The organism is Streptomyces sp. NPDC001530, from assembly GCF_042894545.1.
Taxonomy (GTDB): domain Bacteria; phylum Actinomycetota; class Actinomycetes; order Streptomycetales; family Streptomycetaceae; genus Streptomyces.
In genome coordinates, this window is record NZ_JBIAVS010000024.1 from 1 (window position 1) to 12,826 (window position 12,826).

A 12,826-nucleotide genomic window follows, 5' to 3' on the forward strand; every position below is an offset into this window, starting at 1 on the left:
CCCCCAGACCCCCCTAAAAGATTGCGCAGTTCCCCGCGCCCCGTTTAGGGGCGCGGGGAACTGCGCGACAAGCCCCCGCCCACCCGCAGCCGAAAGGCTGGTACGGGACGGGCAGGGGCGGAGGGGCGAAGAAAACCCACCCCCAGCCCCCGCCCACCCGCACACGCCGAAGGGGCCGCCCGCACCACGGATGGCGGGCGGCCCCTTCGGGCGTTCGGTGACCGGAGGTCAGGAGGCCTTGGCCTTCTCCTCGGTCTTGGCGGGCGCGGGCGCGGCGGCCGCAGGCGCGGGCGCCGGCGCCGGCTTGGCAGCCTCGTAGAACTCCTCGCGAGGAGACTCGATGGCGCCGAGCGAGACGACCTCACGCTTGAGGAACATCGCGAGCGTCCAGTCCGCGAAGACGCGGATCTTACGGTTCCAGGTGGGCATCGCCAGACCGTGGTAGCCGCGGTGCATGTACCACGCCAGACGACCCTTGAGCTTGATCTTCATCTTGCCCATGACGATCATCGCGACGCCCTTGTGGAGGCCGAGCCCGGCCACAGCACCCTTGTTGGAGTGGCTGTACTCCTTCTGCGGGAAGCCCCGCATACCGGAGACCACGTTGTCGCCGAGGACCTTCGCCTGACGCAGCGCGTGCTGCGCGTTCGGCGGGCACCAGGCGTTCTCGACGCCGGCCTTGCGGGCGGCGACGTCCGGCACCTGGGCGTTGTCGCCGGCGGCCCAGATGTAGTCCGTGCCCTGCACCTGGAGGGTGGTCTGGGTGTCCACGTGACCACGCGGGCCGAGCGGCAGACCGAAGCGGGAGAGGACCGGGTTGGGCTTGACGCCCGCCGTCCACACGATCGTGTTGGAGTCGACCTCGAGGCCGTTCTTCAGGACGACGTGGCCGTCCACGCAGGAGTCCATGGACGTGGAGAGGTAGATCTCCACCCCGCGGCTCTCCAGGTGCTCCTTGCCGTACTGGCCGAGCTTGGGGCCGACCTCGGGAAGGATCTTGTCCGCGGCGTCGACGAGGATGAACCGCATGTCCTCGCGGGACACGTTGTTGTAGTACTTGGCCGCGTCGCGGGCCATGTCCTCGACCTCACCGATGGTCTCCGCACCAGCGAAGCCACCGCCGACGAAGACGAAGGTCAGCGCCTTGCGGCGGACGTCCTCGTCCGTCGTGGAGTCGGCCTTGTCGAGCTGCTCGAGTACGTGGTTGCGCAGGCCGATGGACTCCTCGATGCCCTTCATGCCGATGCCCTGCTCGGCGAGGCCGGGGATCGGGAAGGTGCGGGAGACCGCGCCCATCGCGATGACGAGGTAGTCGAAAGGCAGCTCGTACGCCTCACCCACGAGGGGGGCGATCGTGGCGACCTTGCGGTCCTGGTCGATGGTGGTGACCCGGCCGGTGAGGACCTCCGCCTTGGGGAGCACGCGTCGCAGCGGGACGACGACATGCCGCGGGGAGATGCTGCCGGCGGCGGCTTCGGGGAGGAAGGGCTGGTAGGTCATGTACGACCGGGGGTCGACGACCGTGACGGTCGCCTCTCCGTAGCGCATCTTCTTGAGAATGCGCCGAGCTGCGTACAGGCCTACGTACCCACCGCCTACTACGAGGATCCTGGGACGCTCCGTGGTGCTCATGCCATCGAGTATCCACCCGGTCATGGGGGGTCGCTCGTGCGCCCCTTCACAAGCTTGGGCAGGCCCTCTGCTACACTGCGCCGCCCGCGTGACACAGGTCATGGCGGCACGGGGGGACCACCGTCCGGTTCGGACCGTTGTCAACACCGCGTGAGCTGCCGCTCCGGCCTTTCGAACCGACCGGACCAGCCCCCTGTTTCTCCCGCCGGCGACACCCTCGAAACGCCCCCGTGAGCACGCTCCCAGGCCGCCTGAGTCCTCGCGGACCACCCCAGGGGCCCATTCCGCGCCCAGCAGGGGCTTTTTCCTTGTGAAGAACTTCACGAAGTTTCCTGAGGGCGCCTCGCCGAGGGGCTTTCGAGGCCCCTCAGGCGCGCTCATACGTTATCCGACCTGCTCAGCCGAGGCTACCGACAAGTAGTCAAAGGAGACCCAAGCCACGGCTCAGCAGTGGCCCACGGCACAGTCCAGGAGCCCCGGACGACAGCCAAGGAGCCCTAGGCGATGGACCAGGCGATGCCGTCCAGGATGTCGTGCTCGCTCACCACGACCTCCCGGGCGTCGATCCGCTCCATGATCGCGAGGAGGACGAGGGTGCCCGCGGCGATCACGTCCACCCGTCCCGGGTGCATCGAGGGGATCGCGGCCCGCTCGGCGTGCGTCGAGTCCAGCAGCCACTCGGTGATCTCGCGGACCCTGTCGTAGGAGATCCGGGAGTGGTGGATGGCCGCCGAGTCGTACTCGGGGAGGTTCTGGGCGATCGCCGAGACCGTGGTGACCGAGCCCGCGAGCCCGACCAGCGTGTGCGCCTCGCGCAGCGGCACCGTCTGCTCGGCGAGGTCCAGCGCCGCCTCGATGTCGGCGCGGATCGCCTCGACCTGAGCCGGCGTCGGCGGATCGCTCACGACCCCGTCGTGCACCAGGTGCCGCTCCGTCATCCGTACGCAGCCGATGTCCACCGAGCGGGCGGCGCGCACATGCTCCTCGCCCACCACCAGCTCGGTCGAACCCCCGCCGATGTCGACGACCAGGAACGGCTTGGCGAGGTGGTCACTGCCCGTCAGCTCCTTGGTCGCACCGGTGAAGGAGAACTCCGCCTCCTGGTCCCCGGTGATGACCTCCGGCTCGACCCCGAGGATGTCCAGCACCCCGCGTACGAAGTCGTCGCGGTTCTCGGCGTCCCGGGACGCCGAGGTCGCCACGAAGCGCAGCCGCTCCGCGCCGTGCTCCTTGATGATCGCCGCGTACTCGCGGCACGCGGCGAACGTGCGCTCCAGCGCCTCCGGCGCGAGCCGTCCCGTCCGGTCGACGCCCTGGCCGAGCCGCACGATCGTCATCCTGCGGTCCAGCTCGACGAGTTCGCCCGTCTCCGGGTCCGCGTCGGCGACCAGCAGCCGGATGGAGTTGGTACCGCAGTCGACGGCGGCGACGCGGGTCACTGGGCGTCCTCCTTCGTGCTCGCGCCGTCCACGGGCAGCGTCACGCACGCCCCCTTGCGCCACCACTCCGGCAGCATCGCGATCGCCTCGTCCCCGAGCGGGTTCACGCCCGGCCCCGCGGCCAGGGAGTGGGCCACCAGGACGTGGAGGCACTTCACCCGGTCCGGCATGCCGCCCGCGCTCGGGAAGCCCTCCAGGACCTCGATGGCGTCGCGGCGCGCGATGTAGTCCTCGTGGGCGGCGCGGTAGGCGGCGGCCAGCTCGGGATCGGTCGCCAGCCGGTCCGTCATCTCCTTCATGACGCCGTTGGCCTCGAGCGTGCCGATCGCGGACGCGGCCCGCGGACACGTCAGGTAGTACGTCGTCGGGAACGGCGTCCCGTCGGGAAGACGCGGCGCCGTCTCGACGACGTCCGGCTGCCCGCACGGGCACCGGTGCGCGATCGCGCGCAACCCGCGCGGCGGCCGGCCCAGCTGCTGTTTGAAGGCCTCGACGTCCGCGTCGGTCGGCTCGGTGCGCGGGGTGGTCGGCGGTGGCGTTTCCATGCCGTGAGTCACTTGTCTTTCTGGTCAGTTCAGTGGTCGGCGGCGTCGGACTTGTCCACGCCGTCCCAGACGTTGGCGTACCAGGGGCGGGCGGCGGCCCCGTGGTCGGCGCGGGACTGCTTCGCCGCGTCCGGGTCGATCACCACGTAGCCGGTCTCGCCCGGCATCACATAGTGCAGCCGTTCCCGGATCTGCTGCTCGGCGTACGCGTCGTCCTGCCAGCGTGCCTTGAGGTCGCGCAGCTGCTCGACCCGCTCGCGGGCCTGCTCCCGCTGCCGCTCCATGTTGGCGATCTCGGCGCGCTGGGACACGTACTGCCTTATCGGGTACGCGAGGGCCACGATCAGCGAGCAGAAGACGAGGGCCAGGAGCGCGGCCCGGCCGGTCAGCCGGGAGCGGCGGGCCTGCCGTTTGGTCTGGGAGCGGTAGACCCGGGCCGCCGTCTGCTCGCCGAGCAGCCGCAGCCTGGTCGCGGTGGAGAAACGGTCCCGGTCCTTCACGGCCACTGGCTCTCCGCCTCCCCTTCTCACCCGTCATACGCGCGTACGTCCCCGGACACGGTACGGGACCGGGTACGGGGACGTACGTACGACTGGCTATGTCTTAGCCCGGGAAGGCGCTCAGCCCTTGAAGCGGGGGAAAGCGGAGCGGCCGGCGTACACCGCGGCGTCGTCGAGGATCTCCTCGATGCGCAGCAGCTGGTTGTACTTGGCGACGCGGTCCGAGCGGGCCGGGGCGCCGGTCTTGATCTGGCCGCAGTTCACCGCGACGGCGAGGTCGGCGATGGTGACGTCCTCGGTCTCGCCGGAGCGGTGGGACATCATGCACTTGAAGCCGTTGCGCTGGGCCATCTCGACGGCGTCCAGGGTCTCGGTCAGCGAGCCGATCTGGTTGACCTTGACGAGCAGGGCGTTGGCGGCGCCCTCCTCGATGCCGCGGGCCAGGCGCTCGGGGTTGGTGACGAAGAGGTCGTCGCCGACGATCTGGACCTTGTCGCCCAGCTTGTCGGTGATGATCTTCCAGCCGTCCCAGTCGTCCTCGTACAGCGGGTCCTCGATGGAGACCAGCGGGTACGCGGAGACGAGCTCCTCGTAGTACTCGGTCATCTCGGCGGCCGAGCGGGACTTGCCCTCGAACTCGTAGGCGCCGTCCTTGTAGAACTCGGACGCGGCGACGTCGAGCGCGAGCGCGATCTGCTCACCGGGGGTGTAACCGGCCTGCTTGATGGCCTCGACGATGAGGTCGAGCGCGGCGCGGTTGGACTCCAGGTTCGGGGCGAAGCCGCCCTCGTCGCCGAGGCCCGTGGACAGGCCCTTGGTCTTCAGCACCTTCTTGAGGGTGTGGTAGACCTCGGCACCCCAGCGCAGGGCCTCGGAGAAGGACTCCGCGCCGATCGGGGCGATCATGAACTCCTGGATGTCCACGTTCGAGTCGGCGTGCGAGCCGCCGTTCAGGATGTTCATCATCGGAACGGGCAGCAGGTGCGCGTTCGGGCCGCCCAGGTAGCGGAAGAGGGGGAGGTCGCTGGCCTCGGAGGCGGCGTGCGCGACGGCAAGCGAGACGCCGAGGATGGCGTTGGCGCCGAGGGAGCCCTTGTTGTCGGTGGCGTCCAGGTCGAACATGGCCTGGTCGATCAGGCGCTGCTCGGTGGCGTCGTAACCGACGAGCTCCGGGCCGATCTGCTCGATGACGGCGAGGACGGCCTTCTCGACACCCTTGCCCTGGTAGCGGTTGGGGTCACCGTCGCGGAGCTCGATGGCCTCGAAGGCGCCCGTGGAGGCGCCGGACGGGACGGCGGCACGACCCGTGCTGCCGTCGTCGAGGCCGACCTCGACCTCGACCGTGGGGTTGCCTCGGGAGTCCAGGATTTCCCGGGCTACGACGACGTCGATGGACGGCACGAGCATCTCCTTCTGGGATGTGACGCGGGTACGCGGGGCCGCGGGGCCCGTAGTGCACGGAGCCGCGGTCGGCTCCGCGAGATGAGCCTAACCGCCTCGGGGCGATCGGCCAGCCGGTCGACCACCCCTTGGGCAGAACCGAGAGTAAATTGTTTCCGAACGGAACAAAAACCTGCCCCGTACACGAAACCAGCCCGCCCAAGAGCCACGCAGAAAAAAGCCCCGCCCCGGTGCGTACGGGGGAACACGCACCGGAGCGGGGAGCCCGTGGGGACGGGGGACCCTCACGAGGCCTCCAGTATGGAGACCCCGTCCATGAGGGCGTCTATGAGGGGGCTGCCACTCGGTTGAGGTCTGCCACTCAACTGAGGTCTGCCACTCAACTGAGGTCTGCCACTCAGCTGAGGTGAAGCTGCTGACCCGGGTAGATGAAGTCCGCGTCGTCGATGATGTCCTTGTTCAGCTCGAACAGCTTCTGCCAGCCGCCCTTGACGTGCTTCTTCTCGGCGATCGAGCTGAGGCTGTCCCCCGTGACGACCTTGTACTCGCCGTCACCCTTCTCGACCTTCTTGCCGGTCGGGGTGGTGACGGTCTTGGCGGCCGGACGCTCCGCGGAACGGGAGGCGGGCTGCTCCGTCGTCCGGGTGGTGGTGCTCGGGGTGGTGCTCGACGAGGAGGACGGGCTGCTCGTGCCGCCGGTGTACGCGGCGCTCGACAGGCCCGTGCCGCAGGTCGGCCAGGCGCCCTTGCCCTGCGCGGCGAGGACCTTCTCACCGATGGCGATCTGCTGGGACTTGGAGGCCTGGTCGGCGGTGGCGGCGTAGGCGGTGCCGCCGTACGCGGCCCAGGTGGAGGCGGAGAACTGCAGGCCGCCGTAGTAGCCGTTGCCGGTGTTGATGGACCAGTTGCCGCCGGCCTCGCACTGCGCGACGGCGTCCCACTCGGAGGCGGTGGCGGCGGAGGCGGTGCCCGAGGCCATCAGCGGAGCGGCGATGGCGACGCCGGTCACGCCGGCGAGCGTGGCGACACGGGCGGCCTTGGACGGGCGGCGGTGCTTGCCCTTGCTGGAAAACAGCATGGAGAGATCCCCTCACCGACGCCTGCGAGGTGAGCTGTCGGGTTCGGGCGGGTGAGTGCCCGGCCGTGCGCCGTTGGCGCACGACTTCACCCCAAGCCGTTCCCGGTGTCTTTCAACTCCCGGACGCGGCGCTTACCTTGGGTCCCCCGCTCCTGCCTACGGCGCTTGACGCGACGACTGTTCCCGTACGGCCGTTGGCAGGATTCGGCGTTGCGACCGTCGGGGCCCGCTGTGGCGAGCGGTGATGACCGTAGACATGCGATCGACGGAATTTCAAAGACGATCAGGGCTTCTGAGACTCATGTCTCACTCGCGCCAAACCGGACATTCCCCGGCGAACCATGACGCGAACTCCCGCTACTTTTCGTCCGATTCAGCACCAACTGCAAGCCTCTGACCGGGGATGATGAGGTCGGGATCGGTGCCGACCGTCTCCTTGTTCTCGGCGTACAGCTCGGACCATCCGCCGCTCAGGTCAAGGGAGTCGGCGATGGTCGAGAGACTGTCTCCGGAGCGGACGGTGTACGAGCCGTCGACGGCGTCGCGGGAGGCGCCGGAGCCGCGCGAGGCGTGCCGCCCGGACGCACCGTCCGTACGGCCGTCGGTCGCACCCTCCGTGGCGTCCTCCTCGGCGCTGTCGCCACGGTGGCGACCGGCACCGGACGTGGAACTGTCGGACGTACCCGAAGAGTCGCCGTTCTGGCCCGACTTGTCCGACTCGTCGCTCTTCGTCGTGTCTGTATCCGAGCTGTCGGATTCCTTTGAGTCGCCGCTCGCGCCAGAGGACGAGGTATCGGACTTCGTCGTGTTCTCGGTCGCACCGGAGGAGTCGCCGGAGGAGGAGTCCGAGTCGGACGAGTCGGATGAACCGGAGGAGTCAGAGGAATCAGGTGAATTGGACAAAGGCGAATTGGACAAACCCGACGAAGTCGATGAGCTCGACGAGTCGTCCGCCACACCCGTGTCGACCTCGACCTCGCCCGAGTCCTTGCTGAGCCCGGAGAGCGGTCCACAGGTCGGCCAGGCGGCGAGGCCCTTGTCGTCGAGGACCTTCTCGGCGACGGCTATCTGCTGCGAGCGGCTGGCCTGGTCGGCGCTCGGGGCGTATGCGAGGCCGCCGTGCGCCTCCCAGTTCTCCTGGGTCAACTGCAGCCCGCCGTAGTACCCGTTGCCGTTGTTCGCGCTCCAGGAGCCGCCGCTCTCGCACTCCGCGACCCGGTCCCAGGTGGTGCTGTCGGCCGCGCTCGCACTGGTGGCGCCGAGCAACGGGATGGCGATGGCCGATCCGGTCACCCCTGCGGCGACGATGAGGGCAGGGGCCTGACGGGGGCGACGGTGACGGCCGTTCCCGGAGAGCATGCGGAAGCCTTTCGCGTGACAGCAGGTGACTACAGCGGCTACAGCGACAGATGGGCCGCGTTGCTGGGTGAACGTATCCGCAGTCGAACGCTTGTCACAAGTTAATGCAGCGTAGATCACGTGAAGATCACAGACTTGAGGGTCCGTCACTTTTTCCCGAGCCGACGGCCGTTTCTCCGGCATGCCTACCGACCGGGGTGAACTCCACGGGAAGCATGCGTAATCCACGCATAATGAGCCCGCCACGCCAGCGCGAATCGGCCGAATCTCCCGCGAGTCGGAGATCGGGGAGGCGGGCGGGGAGCGTGGCGAGCGCGGTCTGGCCCTCCAGACGGGCGCGAGGTCGAGGACACCCTGAGTCGGCGAACCGGGCCGGGTCACGGAGGGGAATGGCACAGTCCGGCGTCCTCATCCACGCCGCGCGACTCCCGGTACCGTCACCCCGTGAACGCCCCACATATCGAACCCGAACTCTTTACCTGGGAGTTCGCCACCGACCCCTACCCCGCCTACGCGTGGCTCCGCGAGCATTCGCCCGTGCACCGCACCACGCTTCCCAGCGGTGTCGAGGCGTGGCTTGTGACCCGGTACACGGACGCCAGGCAGGCGCTCGCCGACCAGCGGCTCTCCAAGAATCCCGTGCACCATTCCGAAGACGCCCAGGGCAAGAGCAAGACAGGCATCCCCGGCGAGCGCAGCGCCAATCTCATGACCCACCTGCTCAACATCGACCCGCCGGACCACACCCGGCTGCGTCGGCTCGTCTCCAAGGCGTTCACACCCCGTCGAGTGGCCGAGTTCGCGCCCCGCGTCCAAGAGCTGACCGACCACCTCATCGACCAGTTCGCGCCTACCGGAAGCGCCGACCTCATCCACGAGTTCGCGTTCCCCCTCCCCATCTACGCCATCTGCGACCTGCTCGGCGTCCCCCGCGAGGACCAGGACGACTTCCGGGACTGGGCGGGGATGATGATCCGGCATGGGGGAGGCCCGAGGGGCGGTGTCGCGCGGTCCGTGAAGAAGATGCGCGGCTATCTCGCCGAGCTGATCCACCGCAAACGGGAGGCGCTGCCGGACAACCCCGGCCCCGGCGAAGACCTCATCTCCGGTCTCATCCGCGCCTCCGACCACGGCGAGCACCTCACCGAGAACGAAGCCGCGGCCATGTGTTTCGTACTACTTTTTGCTGGTTTTGAGACGACCATCAACCTCATCGGCAACGGCACGTATGCGCTCCTGCGCAACCCAAAGCAGCGAGCGCAACTACAGAAGTCGATCGAGCGTGGCGAGGAAGAGCTACTCGACACAGGCATCGAAGAACTTCTCCGTTACGACGGCCCCGTCGAACTGGCCACCTGGCGCTACGCGACCGAGCCCCTCCACCTGGGCGGACAGCGAATCGCCTCCGGTGACCCCGTGCTTGTGGTCCTCGCCGCCGCCGATCGTGATCCCGCCCGTTTCGAGGAGCCGGACACACTCGACCTCTCCCGCCGGGACAACCAGCACCTCGGCTACGGACATGGCATCCACTACTGCATCGGCGCCCCGCTCGCCCGCCTGGAAGGCCGCACCGCGCTGGCCACTCTGCTGCGCAGGCTGCCCGACCTTCGGCTTGCCGCTGATCCCGCGGACTTGCGCTGGCGAGGCGGCCTGATCATGCGCGGTCTACGGAACCTCCCCGTGGAGTTCACGGCCGCCTGACAGGTGGGGAGCCAGCCGCGGCGCCCTGAGGGTGATGGATCATCTCGCCGAGGTGCCCACGCTTCTTCCTCTCGGGCGGCGCGACGCCGCTGGGGAGTCTGGTCCGGGGACGAGGGCGTGTGCGCGGACAGGCGTACACGCCGCGTGCCAACGGGGACATCAGCAGGTCACCCACATCGCCAAGGCCGCCGCCAACGCCCCGCTCACCACGCCCCTTGCTCCCGAACACCCCGGACCAACGACACTCAGCTCCGCCCTCGTCGACCCGCCGCACGCTTCACCCCGGACTGTCCGGAAATCGCCTGCTGTTTGACTCCGCGACTCGACAACTCCCTACATTCACGCGGTGGACCCCGAAATACTCAGATCCAGCTTCGCGGTCGTCGAGAGACGGGCCGAGTTCGCGGTCAAGTACTTCTACTCGCATCTGTTCCGGCACCACCCGGACGTCCGCGGGCTGTTTCCGCTGGACTTCCCGGAGGACATGGAACGGCAGCGGGACAGACTGTTCGCGGCCCTCACCTATGTGATGGAGCGGCTGGAGGATCCGGGGCTTCCGGAGTACTTACGGGACCTCGGGCGAGACCACCGGAAGTATCTGGCACAGCCGGAGCACTACGCCGCCGTGGGGGCGAGCCTGATCGCCGCGTTCGCCGTCGTCGCGGGGTCGGCGTGGAACGCGGAGGTCGAGAAGGCCTGGGGCGAGGCGTACGGGGCGATCACGAACGTGATGCTGCAGGGCGCCTGGGAAGCGCAGCACCACGGCGAACCACCCTGGTGGGACGCCGAAGTCACCGCCCGCACGCGGCACGGCGACGACCTCGTCGTCCTGACCCTTCGTCCGCACCAGCCGCTGCCCTACTCCCCCGGCCAGTACGTCAGCGTCAACGCCCCTCATCTGCCCGGCATTTGGCGGCCGTACTCGCTGGGCAACGCGCCCCGCGCCGACTACACCGTCGACCTGCACATCAGCCGGGTCGAGGACGGTGTGCTCTCCACCGCCCTGGTCCGGCAGACCCGCGAGGGCGACGTCCTGCGGCTGGGCTCGCCCGGCGGCGGGCTGGTCCTGCGCACGCCCGTGGAACGGCCCCTCACCCTCATCGCGGCCGGCACGGGTTGGGCGCCCGTGAAGGCGCTGCTGGAACAGCTCGACGACACGCACGAGGCCCGGCTGTTCCTCGTCGCCCGCGACACCTCGTACCTGTACGACCGGGACGCCGTCGAGCGGTTACGGACCCGGCTGCCCCGGCTCGCCGTCACCTTCATCACCCCCGCGCCCGGCCGGCCCAAGGCCCAGGCGACCGAACGGCTGCTGACCGCGCTGGGCAATCGCGCCGGCTGGACCCGGCACGACGTCTATCTGGCCGGTCCCCCCAAACTCGTCGAGGAGATCAGCGAGACCCTTCCCGCCCTCGGCACACCGGCCGAGCGCATCTTCCACGACGTCCTGGCGCCAACCGGTCAGGGGCGGCCCCGGCCGGTGGGCGCGGCGGAATGGCTCCTCGACCGCCCGCAGCCGAGCTGGCACAACCCGTCGGGCCGCGCCCCGCGGGCGTAACTCCGGCCGTCCTCGGCCTCCGTGATCGTCAGCGCAACGTCTCCCCCTCTCGGTCCTCCCCCTCTCGGTCCTCCCCTTCGCCCGACCGTCGAGCACCCGGCTCAGACGCTCGCCCGTCAGGCACTCAGCCTCGGGCACCCGGCCGTCAGGCACTCGCCCTCGGGCACCCGGCCCTGGGTATCCGACCGTCACGCACCCGGCCCCCTCAGGCGCCCGACCCTCAGGCATCCGACCGTCAGGCACCCGGCCCCTCGGGCACATCGGCCGTGAGGCACCCAACCTCAGGTACTCGACCGTCGCGCACCCGGTCGTCGCGCACCCGGTCGTCGCGTACCCGGTCGTCGCGCACCCGGTCGTCGCGCACCCGGCCCCTCGGGCCACCGGCCGTCGCATACCCCAGCCGTGCATACCCGGCCGTGCATACCCAGACCTCAGTCCTCCGCGTCCGCGTCCGCCTCCGGAGCCCCCTCCACCGCTCGGATCGCGTCCCGGTACGCCCGTGCCGCCGCCCGCAGTGCCGCCTCCGGGTCCACGCCCTCGGCCTCGGCGCGCGCGGATATCGCCAGCAGCTCATATCCGACGCCCTCGCCGCGCGGCAGCTCGACGTCAAGTCCCGCCGTACGCACCCGGGATGCCAGCTTCGCCGCCAGTGCCAGGCCCGGCTGGCCCAGCGGGATCCCCTCGGTCACCGATATCCGCTGCTTCTCCACCGCCTTCGTGCGCAGCCAGTGCTCCTTGACCTCCTCGGGCGTCGTGGCCGTCTCGTCGCCGAAGACGTGCGGGTGGCGGTGGATGAGCTTGGCGACGATGCCGCCCGCCACATCGTCGATGGAGAAGGGGGCGTCCTCGTCCTCCTCGGCGATGCGGGCGTGGAAGACGACCTGGAGAAGGACGTCACCGAGCTCCTCGCGCAGCTCGTCGCGGTCGCCCTCCTCGATCGCCTCGACCAGTTCGTACGCCTCCTCGATGCCGTACTTCGCCAGGCCCTTGTGGGTCTGCTGGGACGACCAGGGGCACTCGGCACGGATGCGGTCCATGACCTGGACGAGGTCGAGGAGGCGGGCGCCCGGCAGGTCGTACGAGGCGGGGAGCAGTTCCAGGTCCGGCATCTGTATGCGGCCGGAGCCGGCCAGGCGGGCCAGGCCGTCGGTGAGCCGCGGCTCGCCCTCGCCCGTGGCGACGACGACCAGTGTGCGGCCGCCCGCGCAGGCGTCGACGAGCTCCTGGGCGGTCGGGGACGCCTCGTCGACGGTGATGCCCGCCTCGCGCAGATAGGGCAGCTGCGGGTGCGCGCCGTCCGCGCACAGGACCTGGTCGGCGTCGCGCAGCGCCTGCCAGGCGGGCCAGGAGAGCAGCCCGGGCGCCACACGGTGGCTGGTGGTGAGCAGGACGATACGGCCGGGGTCGGTGGAAGTGGCGGGGGCGTCGGGGCCGGTCGCGTCCGGAGCGCCGTCGAAGCTGGTTGCGTTCACCCCTCGAACGTAACCCACGCCGCCGACAGCCCCAGCAGTTATCCACAGGCCCGGCGGTCGACCGTAAGTTCACGGAGCGGCCCGGCGCGAACGGCCCGACGAAGGCGACCGGGCGAAGGCGACCGGGCGGGGGCGGCCCGG

10 protein-coding genes, 1 pseudogene and 1 riboswitch are annotated in these 12,826 nt (G+C 69.6%); of the genes and pseudogenes, 2 read left to right on the forward strand and 9 right to left on the reverse strand.

All coding sequences use genetic code 11. From position 1 onward, the window contains the following. Positions 1-228: 228 nt before the first annotated feature. From ACFY0T_RS39180 to ACFY0T_RS39215, 8 genes and pseudogenes are all read right to left on the reverse strand, one after another. Complete coding sequence (locus tag ACFY0T_RS39180) at positions 229-1,632, reverse strand: NAD(P)/FAD-dependent oxidoreductase (RefSeq protein WP_388882229.1); 1,404 nt, start codon at positions 1,630-1,632, stop codon at positions 229-231. Between the two features lie 497 nt (positions 1,633-2,129). Beyond that, positions 2,130-3,071, reverse strand: coding sequence for an exopolyphosphatase (locus ACFY0T_RS39185; protein WP_388882232.1), 942 nt, complete (start codon positions 3,069-3,071; stop codon positions 2,130-2,132). After that, on the reverse strand, positions 3,068-3,616 hold the full coding sequence (locus ACFY0T_RS39190; RefSeq protein WP_388882235.1) for a DUF501 domain-containing protein: 549 nt from the start codon (positions 3,614-3,616) through the stop codon (positions 3,068-3,070). The genes ACFY0T_RS39185 and ACFY0T_RS39190 overlap by 4 nt, the downstream gene beginning before the upstream one ends. Positions 3,617-3,645: 29 nt before the next feature. Continuing rightward, a complete protein-coding gene (locus tag ACFY0T_RS39195; RefSeq protein WP_388882238.1) occupies positions 3,646-4,122 on the reverse strand; it encodes a septum formation initiator family protein in 477 nt (158 codons plus the stop codon). 114 nt (positions 4,123-4,236) lie between these two features. After that, on the reverse strand, positions 4,237-5,523 hold the full coding sequence (eno, locus tag ACFY0T_RS39200; RefSeq protein ID WP_388882241.1) for a phosphopyruvate hydratase: 1,287 nt from the start codon (positions 5,521-5,523) through the stop codon (positions 4,237-4,239). Between the two features lie 391 nt (positions 5,524-5,914). Continuing rightward, complete coding sequence (locus ACFY0T_RS39205) at positions 5,915-6,595, reverse strand: transglycosylase family protein (protein ID WP_388882244.1); 681 nt, start codon at positions 6,593-6,595, stop codon at positions 5,915-5,917. Positions 6,596-6,599: 4 nt separating this feature from the next. After that, a riboswitch (cyclic di-AMP (ydaO/yuaA leader) is annotated at positions 6,600-6,769 on the reverse strand. A 183-nt stretch (positions 6,770-6,952) separates the two neighbouring features. Continuing rightward, positions 6,953-7,954 carry a transglycosylase family protein gene (locus tag ACFY0T_RS39210; protein ID WP_388882247.1) on the reverse strand — a complete coding sequence of 334 codons (1,002 nt, stop codon included), beginning with the start codon at positions 7,952-7,954 and terminating at the stop codon, positions 6,953-6,955. Between the two features lie 127 nt (positions 7,955-8,081). After that, positions 8,082-8,297: pseudogene (locus tag ACFY0T_RS39215) on the reverse strand (cytochrome P450); the annotation flags it as partial. Positions 8,298-8,398: 101 nt separating this feature from the next. Here ACFY0T_RS39215 and ACFY0T_RS39220 point away from each other — a divergent pair. Both ACFY0T_RS39220 and ACFY0T_RS39225 read left to right on the forward strand, forming a co-directional pair. Continuing rightward, on the forward strand, positions 8,399-9,655 hold the full coding sequence (locus ACFY0T_RS39220; RefSeq protein ID WP_388882250.1) for a cytochrome P450: 1,257 nt from the start codon (positions 8,399-8,401) through the stop codon (positions 9,653-9,655). A 346-nt stretch (positions 9,656-10,001) separates the two neighbouring features. Beyond that, complete coding sequence (locus tag ACFY0T_RS39225; protein ID WP_388882253.1) at positions 10,002-11,213, forward strand: globin domain-containing protein; 1,212 nt, start codon at positions 10,002-10,004, stop codon at positions 11,211-11,213. A 431-nt stretch (positions 11,214-11,644) separates the two neighbouring features. Here the strand turns inward: ACFY0T_RS39225 and ACFY0T_RS39230 are convergent, their stop codons facing one another. Continuing rightward, positions 11,645-12,685, reverse strand: coding sequence for a nucleoside triphosphate pyrophosphohydrolase (locus ACFY0T_RS39230; protein ID WP_388882256.1), 1,041 nt, complete (start codon positions 12,683-12,685; stop codon positions 11,645-11,647). Positions 12,686-12,826 lie beyond the last annotated feature (141 nt).

Bases quoted from the DNA above. Each gene is read 5' to 3' on its own strand.
- ACFY0T_RS39205 (WP_388882244.1), bottom strand. From the start codon at position 6,595: ATGCTGTTTTCCAGCAAGGGCAAGCACCGCCGCCCGTCCAAGGCCGCC.
- eno (WP_388882241.1), bottom strand. From the start codon at position 5,523: ATGCTCGTGCCGTCCATCGACGTCGTCGTAGCCCGGGAAATCCTGGAC.
- ACFY0T_RS39180 (WP_388882229.1), bottom strand. From the start codon at position 1,632: ATGAGCACCACGGAGCGTCCCAGGATCCTCGTAGTAGGCGGTGGGTAC.
- ACFY0T_RS39190 (WP_388882235.1), bottom strand. From the start codon at position 3,616: ATGGAAACGCCACCGCCGACCACCCCGCGCACCGAGCCGACCGACGCG.
- ACFY0T_RS39210 (WP_388882247.1), bottom strand. From the start codon at position 7,954: ATGCTCTCCGGGAACGGCCGTCACCGTCGCCCCCGTCAGGCCCCTGCC.